Origin of the sequence: Pontibacter sp. FD36, assembly GCF_015686655.1 — a bacterium.
Classification (GTDB): Bacteria; Bacteroidota; Bacteroidia; order Cytophagales; family Hymenobacteraceae; genus Pontibacter.
This window is the reverse complement of the sequence record NZ_JADPMP010000014.1, coordinates 62426-79086: the sequence shown is the minus strand read 5'-3', so window position 1 is coordinate 79086 and position 16661 is coordinate 62426. Positions and strand designations below refer to the sequence as shown.

General features: G+C 49.2%; 16 protein-coding genes. 10 read left to right on the top strand and 6 right to left on the bottom strand.

Annotated elements, in window-relative coordinates; translation table 11 throughout:
* Positions 1–57: 57 nt before the first annotated feature.
* Positions 58–1200, top strand: a complete 1143-nt coding sequence (locus I0P70_RS19115) for a cysteine desulfurase family protein (protein WP_196120744.1) — start codon at positions 58–60, stop codon at positions 1198–1200.
* Between the two features lie 96 nt (positions 1201–1296).
* Positions 1297–1878 (top strand): TIGR00730 family Rossman fold protein, encoded by a 582-nt coding sequence (locus tag I0P70_RS19110; protein ID WP_196120743.1) that lies wholly within the window; start codon positions 1297–1299, stop codon positions 1876–1878.
* Between the two features lie 242 nt (positions 1879–2120).
* On the opposite strand, the gene hemH is transcribed toward I0P70_RS19110, so the two are convergent.
* Entirely contained in the window at positions 2121–3149 is a 1029-nt protein-coding gene (gene hemH / locus I0P70_RS19105) for a ferrochelatase (protein WP_196120742.1), read from the bottom strand.
* A 219-nt stretch (positions 3150–3368) separates the two neighbouring features.
* Here hemH and era point away from each other — a divergent pair, with 219 nt between their 5' ends.
* From era to I0P70_RS19085, 4 genes are all read left to right on the top strand, one after another.
* On the top strand, positions 3369–4256 hold the full coding sequence (gene era, locus I0P70_RS19100) for a GTPase Era (RefSeq protein ID WP_196120741.1): 888 nt from the start codon (positions 3369–3371) through the stop codon (positions 4254–4256).
* 63 nt (positions 4257–4319) lie between these two features.
* A complete protein-coding gene (gene der / locus I0P70_RS19095) occupies positions 4320–5633 on the top strand; it encodes a ribosome biogenesis GTPase Der (RefSeq protein WP_196120740.1) in 1314 nt (437 codons plus the stop codon).
* Between the two features lie 72 nt (positions 5634–5705).
* A complete protein-coding gene (locus I0P70_RS19090; protein ID WP_076423280.1) occupies positions 5706–5891 on the top strand; it encodes a hypothetical protein in 186 nt (61 codons plus the stop codon).
* 145 nt (positions 5892–6036) lie between these two features.
* The gene (locus I0P70_RS19085; RefSeq protein ID WP_196120739.1) at positions 6037–6216 is read left to right on the top strand and encodes a hypothetical protein; all 180 of its coding nucleotides are present in this window, start codon (positions 6037–6039) and stop codon (positions 6214–6216) included.
* 77 nt (positions 6217–6293) lie between these two features.
* Here I0P70_RS19085 and I0P70_RS19080 read toward each other — a convergent pair whose 3' ends face one another.
* The gene (locus tag I0P70_RS19080; RefSeq protein WP_196120738.1) at positions 6294–6863 is read right to left on the bottom strand and encodes a hypothetical protein; all 570 of its coding nucleotides are present in this window, start codon (positions 6861–6863) and stop codon (positions 6294–6296) included.
* Positions 6864–7086: 223 nt separating this feature from the next.
* On the opposite strand from I0P70_RS19080, the gene I0P70_RS19075 reads away from it, so the two are divergent.
* Positions 7087–8169, top strand: coding sequence for a hypothetical protein (locus I0P70_RS19075; protein WP_196120737.1), 1083 nt, complete (start codon positions 7087–7089; stop codon positions 8167–8169).
* Positions 8170–8260: 91 nt separating this feature from the next.
* On the opposite strand, the gene murQ is transcribed toward I0P70_RS19075, so the two are convergent.
* From murQ to I0P70_RS19055, 4 genes are all read right to left on the bottom strand, one after another.
* Complete coding sequence (gene murQ / locus I0P70_RS19070) at positions 8261–9079, bottom strand: N-acetylmuramic acid 6-phosphate etherase (RefSeq protein ID WP_370583262.1); 819 nt, start codon at positions 9077–9079, stop codon at positions 8261–8263.
* 47 nt (positions 9080–9126) lie between these two features.
* Positions 9127–9987 (bottom strand): hypothetical protein, encoded by an 861-nt coding sequence (locus I0P70_RS19065; RefSeq protein WP_076423283.1) that lies wholly within the window; start codon positions 9985–9987, stop codon positions 9127–9129.
* 60 nt (positions 9988–10047) lie between these two features.
* Complete coding sequence (locus I0P70_RS19060) at positions 10048–10305, bottom strand: cytochrome b5 domain-containing protein (protein WP_007660383.1); 258 nt, start codon at positions 10303–10305, stop codon at positions 10048–10050.
* A gap of 109 nt (positions 10306–10414) precedes the next feature.
* Positions 10415–11566, bottom strand: a complete 1152-nt coding sequence (locus tag I0P70_RS19055; protein ID WP_196120736.1) for a formimidoylglutamase — start codon at positions 11564–11566, stop codon at positions 10415–10417.
* Positions 11567–11807: 241 nt separating this feature from the next.
* On the opposite strand from I0P70_RS19055, the gene I0P70_RS19050 reads away from it, so the two are divergent.
* From I0P70_RS19050 to I0P70_RS19040, 3 genes are all read left to right on the top strand, one after another.
* Positions 11808–13565, top strand: a complete 1758-nt coding sequence (locus I0P70_RS19050; RefSeq protein WP_196120735.1) for a long-chain fatty acid--CoA ligase — start codon at positions 11808–11810, stop codon at positions 13563–13565.
* A 230-nt stretch (positions 13566–13795) separates the two neighbouring features.
* Positions 13796–14230, top strand: coding sequence for a MarR family winged helix-turn-helix transcriptional regulator (locus I0P70_RS19045; RefSeq protein ID WP_007660386.1), 435 nt, complete (start codon positions 13796–13798; stop codon positions 14228–14230).
* Between the two features lie 26 nt (positions 14231–14256).
* Positions 14257–16659 carry a 3-hydroxyacyl-CoA dehydrogenase/enoyl-CoA hydratase family protein gene (locus tag I0P70_RS19040; protein WP_196120734.1) on the top strand — a complete coding sequence of 801 codons (2403 nt, stop codon included), beginning with the start codon at positions 14257–14259 and terminating at the stop codon, positions 16657–16659.
* Positions 16660–16661 lie beyond the last annotated feature (2 nt).

Sequence of the window (16661 nt, the reverse complement as noted above, 5' to 3'; positions counted from 1 at the left end):
GCGCAACTTTTTTTTATACTTTAGTAGTTCGTTTAAGAGAATCCAATACAAAATATCATGCGTGTTTATTTAGATAATGCAGCTACCACCCCTCTGGACAAAGAGGTTTTTGATGCCATGGCACCTTTTATGCTCGAGCACTTTGGCAACCCTTCTTCCATCCATTCACATGGACGAGAGGTGAGGTCTGCTATCGAAAAAGCCCGTCGCACGGTAGCTACGCTGTTAAACACGTCGCCTGCAGAGGTATTCTTCACCTCCGGCGGTACAGAGGCTGATAACGCTGCCATCGTCTGTTCCTGTCGTTCGCTAGGTATAAAGCATGCCATCACAACGAAGCTGGAGCATCATGCCGTGCTGCATACCATGGAGATGCTGGAAAAAAACGAAGAGGTTCAGTTGAGTTACCTGCGCCACGACGAACGCGGCAACCTAGACCTGGAGCACCTGGAGGAGCTGTTGGCTAATCAGCCACGCACGATCGTTTCGATCATGCATGCCAATAACGAGATTGGTACTTTGAACGATATTGAAAAGATCGGAGTGATCTGCAGAAAGTATGACGCTATTTTTCATTCCGATACTGTGCAGACCATGGGCCACTACAAGCACGATGTGCAGCAGATTGGTGCCAACTTTCTGATAGGTTCAGCGCACAAATTTCATGGACCAAAGGGTGTGGGCTTCCTGTACTGTGATGCCAGCACTAAGATTCAGCCATTGATTCAGGGTGGTGCCCAGGAGCGAAACATGCGCGGAGGTACCGAGAACGTGTATGGTATCATTGGTCTGGCCAAGGCGCTGGAAATTGCCTACCATGATATGGACGAGCACCAGAAGCATATACAGGGGTTGAAGGACCGTATGATCTACAAACTGCGGGAGCAGATGGAGGATGTGAGCTTTAACGGCATGTCGGAGTTTGCGGATAAGAGCTTGTATACCGTACTAAACGTGAGTCTGCCTGCCTCTGACATCAACGAAATGCTATTGTTCAGCCTGGACATTGCCAAGATTTCTGCCTCTGGTGGCAGTGCCTGCAGTAGCGGTGCCAATGCCGGTTCGCATGTGCTTCGTGCTTTGGGAGTAGATCCGGCTAGAGGTTCAGTTCGCTTCTCGTTCAGCAAGTACAACACAGAAGCTGAGATCGATTATGTTGCTGAAACGCTTGCCAAAATGTATAAAAAGGAGCTGGCCTAGGTATAGCCGGCATCCTTCAAAATAGTAAAAGGCTTCAGCAGTAATGCTGGAGCCTTTCTTTGTGAAACGAAATTTATAGAAGAACAAGGTATAGCAATGAGAAGTATAGGCGTTTTTTGTGGAGCCAATGCAGGTATAAATCCAATGTACAGTGAGTCTGCAGCGCGATTAGGGGAATTAATGGCGGAGCAAGGTATAAAGCTGGTATATGGTGGTGGCAATGTAGGGCTTATGGGCGTGATTGCCGATGCGGTGCTGGCAGCAGGAGGCACAGGTATAGGCGTGATCCCGCAAAGCTTGGTTGACAGGGAAGTAGCCCATAGAGGATTGCAGGAACTGGTTGTGGTGGAGACAATGCATGAGCGGAAAGCCATTATGGCGGCTCGTTCCGATGCCTTTATCGCTATGCCCGGCGGCTTCGGTACATTCGACGAGATCTGCGAGATCATCACATGGAACCAGCTCGGCATCATCAAAAAGCCAGTAGCCTTCTATAATATTAACGGCTATTGGGACAAGTTTTTTGAGATGATCGACCATACCGTAAGTGAAGGCTTTGTGAAAGGTGACCAGCGCGAAAACCTGATTATAGAAAGTGATGCTGAGGTGCTACTAGAGAGAATCAGAGCATATGCCGACGCCACATCTGATTACTGGGTCGATTTTAAGAGAATTTAATTATTAGATGCTGATTGTTACTTGTTGGCTACTAAAATTTTGCTGTTCGATGATTGGTCCTTTTCGTAGGGGCAGGTCGAAACCTTTCTGAATCGTGTATAGGTATGGCGAAGCTGATAGTATAGATTAAAATCGAGGATGCCTCCATAAGTCTCAGACATCAATAAGATAAAACAGAAGCGGCGCTGCAAATTTGTAGCGCCGCTTCTGTTTTATACCTGTTGTAAAGACATCTTCAAATTCTAATGTTGGAGGATCATTTCCTTCACGGCTTGCACCCACGTATCGTTTGAGTTCAGGCTCTCTACCAGCTGCCATTTTTCGCCACCGGCATGTTCAAACATCTCTTTGAATTCTTCGCCTACTTCAATGGTCGTCTCGAGGCAATCGGCCACAAAGGCAGGGCTATACGCCAAAACCTTCTTAATGCCCCGCTCCGGCAGTGTTTTCAGCACTTCGTCGGTGTAGGGTTGTAGCCACGGATCTTTCAGGAGTCTGGACTGGAAGGTAACGGTATACTGATCTTCGCTGAGGCCAAGTTTCTCGGCTAACAGCCTTGAAGTGGCAAAGCAGGCGGCGCGGTAGCAGTATTTGTTGCGCTTGTTATAGCTGTTGCAGCAGGCGCCCAATTGGCAGTAGCCTTTGTCACTGCCTTTCAAAACTTGTCGCTCTGGCAAACCGTGATAGCTGAAGATCACATGGTCGTAATCATCCTGTGCCATATGTTGCTTGCCCAATTCTGCAAATGCATTGATAAAGCCAGGGTCATCGCAAAACGAAGAGATAAAGTTAATGCTAGGTATAACCCACCACTCTCGCACGATTTCCATTACTTTATCCTGCACCGAGCCGGTAGAAGCAGCGGCATACTGCGGGAACAGTGGGAGCACGATAATACGGTCTACACTTTTTTCACGAAGCTCTTCCAGTGCGCTGGCGATGCTGGGGCTTTGGTAGCGCATACCAAAGGCCACATGATAGTCAGAGCCCAGTGCTTCCTGCAGCTTTTTCTGCAAGTCCAGTCCGTGGAATAGCAGGGGGGAGCCTCGTTCCGTCCATAGCTGTTTGTATACCTTGGCTGATTTTGGGGCTCTGAAAGGTGCGATCACGCCATTCACCAAGGCAAACCGGCCTACGGGGTTTATGTCAATCACGCGTGGGTCCAGGAGGAACTCACGCAGGTATTTTCTTACATCAGGTGTGTTGGGGGTATCCGGTGTGCCGAGGTTCACCAGTAAAACACCGATCTTGCCTGTTTTTTTCTTGCTCATCTAAATCAATAGTGCTTTTTGCTATACAAAGATACGAAGTATAACGAGTTAGTTATGATCGATAGTTTCTATACCCTGATAGAGGGAGGTATGGAGTAAAGCTGAAAGCAGAGAGAAATGTTTAAAACTTCATTCTCGCATTCAATCAAAATTCTAAATCCACACATTTTCACGGGGTTTCGTAAAAAAGAAGTAATTTTGCATCCTCAAATTTTAATTATGTCACAAGCTCCGCACAAAGCTGGTTTTGTAAGTATAGTAGGTAAGCCAAATGTGGGTAAATCCACACTTATGAATGCCCTGGTAGGGGAGAAGCTGTCTATTATCACGTCCAAAGCCCAGACCACACGTCACCGCATCATGGGTATCCTGAATGGCGATGATTTTCAGATCGTGTACTCTGACACCCCTGGCATCATCAAGCCGCAGTATGCCCTGCATGAGTCAATGATGAGTTTTGTGCGCACATCCCTGGAAGATGCCGACATCATTCTGTTTGTGACGGACATTTACGAGAAGCACGACGAGGATGATGTGATCAAGCGATTGCAGCATGCCGAGGTGCCCATCCTGTTGCTGATCAATAAGATTGATCAGGCTACAGAAGAGGAAGTGCAGGAGAAGGTAGCTTACTGGCAGGAGAAGATGAACCCGACCGAGATCCACCCGATTTCGGCTTTGCATAACTTTGGCGTAGAGCAGCTATTCAATCGTTTGATGGCTTTGTTGCCCGAGCATCCGGCTTTTTATCCGAAAGATGAACTGACTGACAAGCCCGAGCGTTTCTTTGTGTCGGAGATCATCCGGGAGAAGATTTTCCTCAACTATAAAAAGGAAATTCCCTACAGCTGCGAAGTAGTAGTGGAGGAGTTTAAAGAAGAAGAGGACATCATCCGTATCCGTGCCGAAATCAGCGTGGAGCGCAAAAGCCAGAAAGGTATTGTGATCGGCCACAAAGGCGAAGCGCTGAAAAAAGTAGGCATGCAAGCCCGTCTGGATATGGAACAGTTTTTCCAGAAAAAGATATTTCTTGATTTATACGTGCGCGTGAACGAGAACTGGCGAACCGACCAGAAGCTGTTACGCCGTTTTGGCTACAGCGAGTAGCGCACCATTAAAGCTTCGGGGCAAGGTGCTCCGGGGGCACTTTAACTATTTTATTTTATTTAGATGTCAACCAACATCATTGCAATCGTAGGCCGCCCGAACGTGGGCAAGTCTACACTTTTTAATCGCCTTGTGGGGCGCCGCCAAGCCATTATGGACAACGAGAGCGGCGTAACCCGCGACCGTAGCTACGGGCATGGCGACTGGACCGGCAAATACTTCACCGTGATTGACACGGGTGGTTATGTGCACGGCTCCGACGATATTTTTGAAGGTGAAATCAACAAGCAGGTAGAACTGGCTATCAAAGAAGCCGACGTAATCCTGTTCATGGTAGATGTGGAGGCTGGTCTGACCGGATTGGACGAAGAGTTTGCCAACGTACTGCGTCGCACCGACAAGCCTATTTATGTAGTGGCTAATAAAGCCGATACCAATGCGCGTGCCCACCAGATGGGTGAGTTTTATGCACTGGGTTTAGGTATAGACATTTTCCCAATCTCATCGCAGAGTGGCTCCGGTACAGGTGATCTGCTGGATGAGGTGGTGAAACACTTCAAAACCGAAGGCACAGAAGATCCGGATGCAGGTATACCTAGACTTGCCGTGCTGGGTCGCCCGAACGTAGGTAAGTCTTCTTTCGTGAACATGCTGCTGGGTGTAGAGCGTAACATCGTGACCGATATTGCCGGTACGACCCGCGATGCCATCGACTCCCGCTACAATGCCTTTGGCAAAGAGTTTATCATTGTCGACACAGCTGGTCTGCGCCGCAAGAGCAAAGTGAGCGAAGACATTGAGTTTTACTCCGTGATGCGCTCCGTGCGTGCTTTGGAAGATGCTGATGTGTGTATTGTGATGCTGGATGCTACCAGAGGAATAGAGTCACAGGATGTGAACATCATCTCACTGGCTGAGAAAAACCGCAAAGGCATCGTGATTCTGGTGAACAAGTGGGATTTGGTAGAGAAAGAGACGAATACGACCAAGGAGTTCGAAGAGAAGATTCTTGAAGCGATCGCACCGATCAAGTACGTGCCGATCATCTTTACCTCTGTTGTGACAAAGCAGCGTGTGCACAAGGCCGTGGAAACAGCAATGGAGGTATACGAGCAGAAAACGCGTAAAATCTCTACTTCGAAGCTGAACGACAAAATCCTCCCGGACATTGAGCGTTACCCGCCACCATCCGTGAAAGGAAAGTTCATCAAGATCAAGTATGTGACGCAGCTGCCGACGCATAACCCAACGTTTGCGTTCTTCTGCAACCTGCCGCAGTATGTGAAGGAGCCTTACACACGCTACCTGGAGAACAGCATCCGTAAGCATTTTGGCTTCGAGGGTGTGCCGATCAAAGTGTTGTTTAAGAAAAAATAAGAGCTTCTATATCAATATATTCAGATATACTGTTATATTTGATGCTTCATCTTTAACCAATCACAAAACATTATGAAAAAAGTATTCGGTTTACTATTCGTTGCAGGTCTTTTCACATTTGCATCATGCAATAACGCAGAAGAAACTGCAACTGATGTTGAGACTACTGAAACTGAAACTGTAGAGACAGTTGACGTTGAGACTGACATGGAGATGGACACTACATCTGTAATGGAAGACACAACTACTGTTCAGTAATCACACTAGTACCAGTACTACCTGACCATGTGGTCAGGCAAAAGAAAAAAGCACTCCGTGGAGTGCTTTTTTTTATATATGCCAAAACCTATACATACTGTCCCCGTATTGCAAGAAGCTTATTTCTCACCTTAACCAACTTAATATGAAGAAGCCAATTTTAATGATGCTTGTTGCAGGTTTGCTAACTTTCTCTTTCACATCATGCGAAACGCGTGAAGAAAACACACAGGAAAGAATGGAAGACACCGCAGAAGACGTAGGCGACGACGTGGAAGATGCCGCTGAAGAAGTAGAAGACGAAACAGAAGAAGCTGTTCAATAAAATATCCACAACATAAAAAAACGGCTGGCCCTTCTAAGAGTCTGCCGTTTTTTTTATGTCTGCAATCAGGTATATGATCACGGACCAAGCCTTTTCTGAATCATACTGTTGACCAGCGCAAAGAGCCGCTTGGGCGTATAGGTGCGCCAGTGTAGCTCGTCCAGAGTGCCACCTGAGTTGATGTACGAGTCTATGTTGTAGCTACGCATCTCGTTAAGCACAAAGTCACGGAAGCTGATAGCCGCAATCCAGCCTTCCTCCACATCCTCAAACCACTCTTCGTAATAATCGTCTTCGGAACCGTGGAAGTTGAACACATTCTCACCTATCAGAATAAAATGCTTGATATCCTCCTGCACGAGCGGGTCGATGATGTTACGCTTGAGCTTCATGATGTCATTGTTGAGGGCATCGTTCCACTCCCCGATAAACTCGATCACGGCAAAGCTCAGGTCGTAGTCGGCATAAAGTATTTTCAGGAAAAGTGTTTCAGAGTCGATGTCGTCCCACTGCGGGTGGATGTAGTAACCGTAAATGGTATGCGTGTAGTGTGTCAGGCTGTTCTCGGCTCCATACAGTGGAGAGCGAGGGTCGTCGGTAGCTGAATAGAGCTCCAGCCAGTTATAAAAGGGTTCGATCGTGTGCATATATCAATTCATTTTGCCGCCTGTGCCATTGGCAGGCATTTGTCTGTCTACTCTAAGATTTTGGACAAAGTTGGCTATATTTAAGGTAGAAATCGCCTGATTAGTCAACTCCTGCATACTGATGCAGGTATAAGCAGGTACAAAATGGCCGCAAGATATGCTAAGGCTGCCCCGAGTACGTTATAACATAGCACGTTCCAACTGAAAACATCACTCATTTTCTATGCAGTTCACATTCAGCTTCAATTTTTTAAGACAGACCCTCTCTTTGCTTCTTCTGCTTGTAATGCTGAGTTACGGCAATCAGGCGTTTGCGAAAGCAGATTATATCAAAGAGTACCATCCTCGAATCAACAAAGCTGAAAGGCTGGTGATGGCAAAGGACTACGAAGGGGCGCTGGAAACTTACCAGCAGGCCTTCTCGGCCGTACCCAAGGGCTTTGCCCGCGACTATTACAATGCCGCGGTATGTGCCACGCTTACAGGCAATGAAAAGCAAGGTATAGACTACCTCGAGAAACTGGTGGAAAAAGGAGTGACCCTGGAGTACCTGGAGCAGCAGGAGGTGTTTGAACCACTGCGAGCCCATAAAGGCTGGAAGAAGTTCGCAAAAAAATATCCGAAGCGCCGCAAAGCCTTCCGTGAGAATATGAACATAGACCTGCGTGCCGATCTGGATGAGCTCTGGGCCCGTGACCAGTTCTTCCGGCAGGCTAAGGGAGGTCTGCGCGTGCATGCCGACACGATCAGAAAAATAGAAGCTGATAATGTGAAAAAGCTGCTGGCCTGGATCAGCAAACACGGCTATCCGGGGGAGGAACTGATTGGGGTGCCCGACACCTTGGAGGCGCTGCCGCGCTTCAGTATTGTGATTCAACGCCAGACCTCTGCCCGCAACGGCTTTGACTTCACGCCTGTGCTTACTCAGGCAGTGCAGGAGGGCAAACTCGACCCGCACGCGGCGGCTTACCTGATGGACCAACAGCAGGGCAAGAACCTGTATCGGTCTAAAGTGCTTGCACGTGTGATCTGCAACAAACCGGAAGACTGCCAGGATGATGATGAGTTTGGAGATCTGTCGAGCCGCTATCTGATTCAACGCATGAGCGAGGAAGAAGAGGCGCGGGCGAACGAGCTCCGGCAGGCGCTTGGTCTGGAGCCTGTAGCCGACTACCGCGAGAAAATGCGCTACGCCATGAAAGATGATCGCTTTAAACTAGGCTATGACTGGGCGGTGACCAATTACAAAGTACCAAGCAAAGAAGCAGCAAAAGTGCTTGTAGAAAGTATGGCCATCTTGGACTAGCAGCTCTTAATCAAAAAGCGATAAAACAGCTCGGCCTGCCAGTAAACTTTAATACTGGCAGGCCGAGCTGTTTTATCAGAAATAAGCCTTCTTAAGAAATGCCATTGCCATTACGGTAGGCCTCGATGGCAGCACGAACGCTACCATACTTCTTGAGTAAGGCAGCAGCCTCAGGTTTTGCCAACTGTAGCTCTTCCATCAGCATGCGTGTGCCGCGCTCCACCAGCTTGGTGTTCGATAGCTGCATGTCCACCATCTTGTTGCCCCTCACGTGGCCGAGCTGGATCATGGTGGCAGTGGTGAGCATGTTGAGCACCAGCTTTTGAGCAGTACCGGCTTTCATGCGGGTGCTGCCCGTTACAAATTCCGGACCTGTAACCACTTCTACCGGATAGTCAGCAGCAGCGGCTATAGCACTGTTGGCATTGCATACAATACAGCCAGTGGCTATCCCCTGGCGTCGGCAATCTTCCAATCCGCCTATTACATAGGGTGTGCTGCCCGAAGCGGCTATACCTACCACGATGTCTTTGGTAGTGATATTATGCTCCTGCAAGTCTTTCCAAGCCTGTTTGGTGTCATCTTCGGCAAATTCCACTGCCTTCCGGATGGCGCCGTCACCACCTGCTATAATGCCGACTACCAGGCCATGGGGCACCCCATAAGTAGGAGGACACTCCGATGCGTCTACTATGCCGAGTCGCCCGCTGGTGCCTGCCCCAATGTAAAAGAGTCTGCCTCCGTCACGGAGACGCTCTACAGTAGCATTGACCAGCGTCTCGATCTGAGGTATAACACGCTCAACAGCCAGTGGCACACTTTTGTCTTCCTGGTTGATGCAGGTGAGCACCTCGTGCACGGGCATTTGCTCTAGTCTATCGTAAAGTGAGTCGGATTCGGTAGTGGACACTGTGTTAATCGGTCAAATTTGAATTCAGTAAAAAAGCGTGTTTGTAATTAGGCATTCTGCATTTTGAGCAGCTCCTGGTGGTATTTGATCAGGCCTTCGCTTGGGCTGGAGATGATTACTCCGATATGGCAGCCATACTTCTTGGCGACCAGCTTGAGCGTGTCCGAGAAATGAAACGCGATAGAACCAACAAAGTTTACAGGAAGCTCACCAAAACCCTCGTACTTGCTGACATGGCGCTCAAAGAACTCCTCGAAGTTCTCGTAAATCATCTCTTTGATCACCGGACTCTTGCGTTTTTCATACATGAATTTAGCAAAAGTGGCCAGGTACTGACTTGGTATGTCTGAGCCGTATACAGCGTCAAGTATGCCGTCCTTGGTCAGATTGTATCTGTTCTTAAGTGAAGTGGCCAATTCTTCAGGCAACTCACGGTACATGTAGGCTTTGATCAACAGTTTGCCCAAGTAGGCACCACTGCCTTCGTCACCCATCAGGAAACCGAGTGAAGTCACGTTGTCTATAATGTTCTTGCCATCATAAAGACAGGAGTTGGAGCCGGTGCCCAGAATACAGGCTATACCTGGCTTGTGACCACACAGGGCACGGGCCGCGGCCAGCAGGTCATGGTCCACATAGTTCGGAACGTTCGGGAAGGCGCGGCTAAGGGCGTCTTCTACGCGTTTGTTGCGCTCCGGAGAGCTACAGCCAGCACCGTAATAGTAAATAGCGCTAATGTTTTTTTCTTTCAGCTGAGGCAGCAGCTCGGTCTCAAAAATGCTGTAAATCTTGTCAGTGTCGAGGTACTGCGGGTTGATGCCAGTTGTGTTGACCTGTTCATATTCGTTGTCGGCATCGATTACACGCCAGTCTGTTTTGGTAGAGCCGCTGTCAGCTATCAGAATCATAGTATTGGTAATTTATAGTTGATCAGGAGCCTACCGTTACAGTAGCATACTCCCTGTGTTTTATTTTCGGTATACTGAATTTTTGACTTGTCCGATCACCTCAAATTTGTCAAATACATATTCGGTATGTGGTGCATCCTTCAGTTCCTCGGTCAGGTCCTGGCCTGCCCAGTGCTCGTAGTGGTTGCCGCTCCGCCACAGGCGTGATTTTTTCACGTCGTAAATCAGGCCTTTGTAAGCCACCCATACTTCGTCACGGTCCTGGCCGTTGCGCAGGGCAAGCTGTTGCAGGGTGAACTCCGGGAGATTTTCTTCCATTTGATTGCAGGCCTCACAGAGCCCGGATTGCAAATATAATAATACTGCCCTAGTGATTGGGGCAAACGGAACAGAATCGGGTTTGTTTCTTTGTTCGCTTCCTGAAGTGTTAGCCAATGCGGGACTGTGTCAGGATCCAGCGGTTAGGTACTTCGCCTTTGATGGCCTGCAGATAGTCTTCATAACTGCAGGGTACAATGCGGGGACTCTTTTCGTCTGAAAGGGGTTCTACTTCCATCCACCACTTTTCACTTGCTTTGCTTTTATAGAATGTCATACGCTCCGGATTGTCACTGAAGGCGACGGCGTATTTGGTAAACTTGCTAGAGCTGAATTCTGTTTCGTTCTTGCGGTGGTAGAAGCCCTCTATGAAGTACCAGATCATGGTGGCGATGGTCATGGCCGTTAGTTCCTGGCTGTCCTGTGCCGGATCATACTCGTAAATTCCCAGTGATGTCATCTGGTCACTCAGACCTGCATACCAGCACAGCTGGCAGGCTTCCTCGCCTGTAAGCCCGAACGGGTTGGCTGGCGTATAGCCCGGCGCATCCTGATGGCGGATAGCCGAAATATCAAAAGTGAGCAAATCAGCCAGGCGTACAACCGGCTCCATCTCCTGCACACTGCGGTGCACTTCGCCTACACGGTATGCCTCAAAGTGCAGCTTTTCGAACGTGGCCATCACTTCTGGGTCCACCAGGTAAGACTGATAGCCGATCTGGCCCAGGCTGAAGAGGTAGTTTGGTTCGTGCATCAGAATCTGGCGGAGCTGCTTTTTATTGGCAGGCACGTCATTGTCTTCGCTCATGTCCACACTGCTGTCCACGGTCACCATATTCACGGCACGTTCCAGGTACTCATAGCCCATGTATTGTCCGTACTCCAGGTCATGCGTGCCGCCAATGATAATGGGGATGGTGTTATGGGAGATGAGGATTTCAACGATTTCTTTCAGCCGCAGGTAAGTGTCGTCGAGTGTTATACCCGGGCGCAGGTTGCCCAGGTCGACTATGTTGCAGCGACCGGCTCCTTTGTGCATGCTGTACAGTTTTTTGCGTACAGCACGGGCCGGAATCATCTCTGCTACTGTTTCCTCTCCTTGTCCCCGGGTCTCGTTTATCCCGATCAGGGCGATGTCAGCTGAGCGCCAGTCGGGGAATTTGCCAGTAAAGCGGCCGATGTAGGCACCAAGTGTGCGCGGTTTGTCAAGCAGCGCAAAAATGTCCTCATTCAGAGGTTCGAAAAAGATGGAAAGGTTCATAAATCAGAATCAGGAAGGTCAAATATAGCAAAACTGCTGCTTTTGTGAGCGGCTTTTATTAACTATAACTTTTTCGCGTAAAAAGTGCTATCAATATAATGAATAGCAAATATTTGTACAGGAAGGTATAGAAATTTCAGAAAAAAATAATTAAAATGCACATACTAACGAACGTGTGGCCCATGTTGTGCCATCGTTCGTAACGTCCTAAAATAGACTGACACTAACCTTAGCAAACACAATGAACGTAACCCGCACCCTTGATCTGCTGCCTTTTCAGCTGCAGAACTCGCCTCAGCCGGACTGTCTGGCTACAAAAGTTAACGGACAATGGATTAAATACAGCACACAGGATGTGCAAGACACTGCCAACCAGGTGAGCCTTGGTCTGCTGAAATTAGGTATAGGAAAGGGCGACAAAGTGGCTATTATTTCCCTGAACCGACCGGAGTGGGTGTTTGCTGACTTTGGTATACAGCAGATAGGTGCTATCAGTGTGCCAATGTACCCGACGATCACGGTGGAGGACTACCGCTACATCTTCAACGATGCGGAGGTGAAAGCTGTGTTTGTGTCTGACGCGGAGCTCTACAACAAAGTGGTGGCTGCTACAGAGGGGATGGAGAGCATCAAAGAGATCTATACCTTCGACGAAATTCACGGTGCCAAGCACTGGAAAGAAGTGATCAAACTGGGAGAAGGAGAAGACGTAGCACAGCTTGAGCCATTGAAGGCTGGCGTTGGTCCTGACGATATCCTCACCATTATCTATACCTCTGGTACAACTGGCAACCCGAAGGGGGTAATGCTGACAAATAACAACATTATCAGTAACGTGACTGGTACGCTGCCTTATGTGCCGGTCAACCAGCATCACCGCGCGCTGAGCTTCCTGCCGCTTTGCCACATTTTCGAGCGCATGCTCCTTTATTTATACATGCGTATCGGCGTGTCGATCTACTACGCTGAGAGCATCGAGAAAGTGGCCGACAACCTGAAAGAGGTGCAGCCGCATGTATTTACCACGGTGCCGCGTCTGCTCGAGAAGGTATATGACAAGATCGTGGCCAAAGGTATGGAACTGACCGGCGTGAAGCGTAAGCTTTTCTTCTGGGCACTGGAGCTCGGCCTGCAGTATGATACCCGTGAGGACAAAGGCTGGTGGTACAACAAGCAGCTGGAACTGGCCAATAAACTTATCTTTAGCAAATGGCGTGAGGCCCTGGGCGGCAACGTAATTGCCATCGTGTCGGGTGGTGCGGCACTACAGCCACGTCTGGCCCGTGTGTTCTGGTCAGCCAACATCCGCGTGATGGAAGGTTATGGTCTGACGGAGACGTCGCCGGTGATAGCTGTGAACCGCTACGAGCCGGAGAACAATGTGATTGGTACCGTAGGTATGGCCATCGATGGGGTGGAGATCAAAATTGCAGAGGATGGTGAGATACTGACCCGTGGACCACACGTGATGAAAGGCTATTACAAGAAACCTGATCTGACGGCCGAAGTGATCGACGCCGAAAACTGGTTCCATACCGGTGACATAGGAGAACTGGTAGAAGGCAAGTTCCTTAAGATTACGGACCGCAAGAAAGAGATGTTCAAAACGTCGGGTGGTAAGTATGTGGCGCCGCAACCGATCGAGAACAAGCTGAAGGAATCGGTGGTGATAGAGCAGGCCATGGTGGTAGGTGCCGGGCAGAAGTACGCCGCCGCTTTGATCGTGCCTTCGTTCCTGGGGCTGCAGGACTGGTGTGCGCACAAAGGTATACCGTATACCTCTGATGCTGAGATGATCACTAAACCGGAGATCATTGACAAGTATAAGCGTGAGGTGGACAAAGCCAACGAAGGGCTGGCGCAATTTGAGACCATCAAGAAGTTCACGCTGGTTCCTAACATGTGGACAGTGGAAAGCGGTGAGCTGACACCAACCCTGAAGGTGAAGCGCAAAAACATTACAGCCAATTACCAGAAAGAGATTGACAGTATGTATTAATTTGAAGTGAATTGAAGATTTAAAGCCTTTCAGGTAACAAAAAACCCTTTCCGGATCGGAAAGGGTTTTTTGTTTGTAACCATTCTATGAATTATACATAAACTATAGCGGAAGGTACTATAGCACGAAATCCGCTTTAACCTTTGAAGTCGGAGGGGGAATAAATTTTTCGTTAAATTAGTATGCTTGCATAACATTTTTCTTTATATTTGGTATAAACTACATGATGCATGAAGCCGGAAGAGACCGTAGATTATAATGTGAAGGTTTGTTGGCATGCTATCTCGCGTATGTATAATACAGAGGCTGCCAAAAATGATATTACCACCTCCATAGGATTTGTTCTGTTAAACATCAATCAGGAGACAGGTACTCCCGCCACCAAAATAGCCCCCTTACTCGGGCTGGAGGCACGCAGCCTGACCCGCATCCTGAAGAGCATGGAGGAGAAAGGCCTTATCTATAAGGTGTCTGACGACAAGGATAAACGGCTGGTGCGGATTTTCCTGACCGAACTAGGGCTGGAGAAAAAGGAAGTGTCGCGCAGAACGGTGCTTCATTTTAACCATAAAGTGCAGGAAGCTATACCACAGGAAGAGTTGAATACCTTTTTCCGGGTCTCCGAGCGCATCATCAACATGATCGAAAACAAAGAGATTTTCTAACCATAGTAGACCATCAAGCTTTTTCTATGAAGAGATTAATTAAGAAAGTAGCCGTGCTGGGTTCCGGTGTAATGGGCTCCCGCATTGCCTGCCACTTTGCCAATATCGGTGTGCAGGTACTGTTGCTCGACATCGTGCCGCGCGAACTAACTCCTGACGAAGAGAAAAAAGGGCTGACGCTGGAGAAGAAACAGGTCCGCAACCGCATTGTGAACAGTGCGCTGGAGGCCGCCATCAAGTCCAATCCTTCGCCGCTTTACCGCAAGTCCGACGCCCGCCTTATCCAGACTGGCAACTTCGAGGACAACATGAAGGACATTGCCACCGCCGATTGGACCATCGAAGTGGTAGTGGAGAACCTCAAGATCAAGAAGACGGTGTTTGATCAGGTGGAACAGCACCGCAAGCCGGGCACGCTGATCACTTCCAACACGTCAGGTATACCGATCCACATGATGCTAGAGGGACGGTCCGACGACTTCAAGAAACACTTCTGCGGCACGCACTTCTTTAACCCGCCGCGCTACCTCAAGCTATTAGAAATTATACCTACGCCAGAAACCGATCAGGATGTTGTAGACTTCCTGATGCACTACGGCGACTTATACCTTGGTAAGACCACTGTGTTGGCTAAGGACACACCAGCCTTTATCGCAAACCGGGTAGGCATCTACGCCATCATGCAGGGTTTGCAGGTGATGAACAAACTCGGTCTGAACGTGGACGAGGTGGACCGCATTACGGGTCCAATCATCGGTCGTCCGAAGTCCGCCACTTTCCGCACGCTGGATGTGGTGGGATTGGATACCCTCGCTAACGTAGCCAACGGTCTGCATCAGACAGGCGAGAAAGATGAATCGCGCGAGTTGTTCAAGCTACCGGACTACCTGCAGAAGATGGTGGAGAACAAATGGCTGGGCGATAAGACCGGTCAGGGCTTCTACAAAAAGACCAAAGATGCCAAAGGCAAAACTGAGATACTCACACTTAATCTGAACACACTGGAGTACGGTCCGAAACAACGTCCGAAGTTCCAGAGCCTCGAGGTGCTCAAGCCCATTGAGGATTTGAAGAAGCGGGTGAAGACCTTTTCGAAGCAAAACGACAAAGCGGCGCAATTCTTCAACGAGTCGCTCTACGGCTTGTTCCAGTATGTGAGCAACCGTATGCCTGAAATCTCCGACGAACTATACCGCATCGACGATGCCATGCGTGCCGGCTTTGGCTGGGAGCTTGGTCCGTTCGAGTACTGGGACGTGATCGGTGCCCGTGAGGCTGTGCAGCGCATGACCGAGGCAGGTTACCAGCCGGCCGCTTGGGTAGAGGAAATGCTCAACAAAGGCAAAGAATCTTTCTACATCGTGGAGAACGGCAACCGCCGCTACTACGACATCCAGAGCAAAGAATACAAAGCGATACCGGGTGTGGAGAACTTCATCATTCTCGACAACCTGCGCAGCAACAAAGTAGTGTGGAAAAACTCCGGTGCCAGCCTGATCGACTTGGGCGACGGCATCCTGAACGTGGAGTTCCACACCAAGATGAACACTATCGGAGGCGATGTGGTACAGGGCCTGAACAAAGGTATAGAGATTGCCGAAAAGGAATTTCGGGGCATGGTAGTAGGCAGCGACGCCGCTAACTTCTCTGCCGGAGCCAACGTGGGCTTGATCTATATGTATGCTTTGGAACAGGAGTACGACGAGATCAACTTCATGATCAAGCAATTCCAAGACACGATGATGCGCATGCGCTACTCGGCTATACCTGTGGTAGGTGCGCCGCACGGCCTGACATTGGGCGGTGGCTGCGAACTCAACCTGCATTGCGACCATGTGCAGGCGGCTGCTGAGACTTACATGGGTCTGGTAGAGTTTGGCGTAGGTCTGATACCAGGCGGCGGCGGTACGAAAGAAATGACACTCCGCGCAGCTGAGATGTACGAAGACGGCGACATCGAATACAACACGCTAAAGAACATCTACCTGACGATAGGTATGGCGAAAGTGTCAACTTCAGCGAAAGAGGCCTTCGACTTAGGCTTTATGCGCGAAGGCGATGCCATTACCCTCAACAACAACCGACTGATAGCCGATGCGAAAGCGCAGGCAATTCGTCTGGCCGAGGCAGGGTATACGCAGCCAGCAAAGAAAACCAAGATAAAAGTGCAGGGCAAAGGCGCATTAGGTATGTTCCTGACGGGAGCCAGCGCCATGGTAACAGGCGGTTACATTTCAGAGCATGACCAGAAGATATCGCACAAACTAGCTTACGTGATGTGCGGTGGCGACCTATCAGCCCCAACGGATGTGAGTGAGCAGTACCTGCTGGACCTCGAGCGTGAAGCCTTCCTGTCACTTACCGGTGAGCGCAAGACACTAGAGCGCATTCAGAGCATCCTGACCACAGGCAAGCCGCTGAGAAATTAAAG

What these genes read in the sequence shown, in the direction of transcription:
- I0P70_RS19065 (WP_076423283.1), bottom strand. Translation starts at nt 9,987, where the DNA reads ATGATTCTGATAGCTGACAGCGGCTCTACCAAAACAGACTGGCGTGTA.
- I0P70_RS19080 (WP_196120738.1), bottom strand. Translation starts at nt 6,863, where the DNA reads ATGCACACGATCGAACCCTTTTATAACTGGCTGGAGCTCTATTCAGCT.
- I0P70_RS19040 (WP_196120734.1), top strand. Translation starts at nt 14,257, where the DNA reads ATGAAGAGATTAATTAAGAAAGTAGCCGTGCTGGGTTCCGGTGTAATG.
- I0P70_RS19090 (WP_076423280.1), top strand. Translation starts at nt 5,706, where the DNA reads ATGAAAAAAGTATTCGGTTTACTATTCGTTGCAGGTCTTTTCACATTT.
- I0P70_RS19085 (WP_196120739.1), top strand. Translation starts at nt 6,037, where the DNA reads ATGAAGAAGCCAATTTTAATGATGCTTGTTGCAGGTTTGCTAACTTTC.
- I0P70_RS19075 (WP_196120737.1), top strand. Translation starts at nt 7,087, where the DNA reads ATGCAGTTCACATTCAGCTTCAATTTTTTAAGACAGACCCTCTCTTTG.
- I0P70_RS19045 (WP_007660386.1), top strand. Translation starts at nt 13,796, where the DNA reads ATGAAGCCGGAAGAGACCGTAGATTATAATGTGAAGGTTTGTTGGCAT.
- era (WP_196120741.1), top strand. Translation starts at nt 3,369, where the DNA reads ATGTCACAAGCTCCGCACAAAGCTGGTTTTGTAAGTATAGTAGGTAAG.
- I0P70_RS19115 (WP_196120744.1), top strand. Translation starts at nt 58, where the DNA reads ATGCGTGTTTATTTAGATAATGCAGCTACCACCCCTCTGGACAAAGAG.
- hemH (WP_196120742.1), bottom strand. Translation starts at nt 3,149, where the DNA reads ATGAGCAAGAAAAAAACAGGCAAGATCGGTGTTTTACTGGTGAACCTC.
- der (WP_196120740.1), top strand. Translation starts at nt 4,320, where the DNA reads ATGTCAACCAACATCATTGCAATCGTAGGCCGCCCGAACGTGGGCAAG.
- I0P70_RS19110 (WP_196120743.1), top strand. Translation starts at nt 1,297, where the DNA reads ATGAGAAGTATAGGCGTTTTTTGTGGAGCCAATGCAGGTATAAATCCA.
- I0P70_RS19060 (WP_007660383.1), bottom strand. Translation starts at nt 10,305, where the DNA reads ATGGAAGAAAATCTCCCGGAGTTCACCCTGCAACAGCTTGCCCTGCGC.
- I0P70_RS19055 (WP_196120736.1), bottom strand. Translation starts at nt 11,566, where the DNA reads ATGAACCTTTCCATCTTTTTCGAACCTCTGAATGAGGACATTTTTGCG.
- I0P70_RS19050 (WP_196120735.1), top strand. Translation starts at nt 11,808, where the DNA reads ATGAACGTAACCCGCACCCTTGATCTGCTGCCTTTTCAGCTGCAGAAC.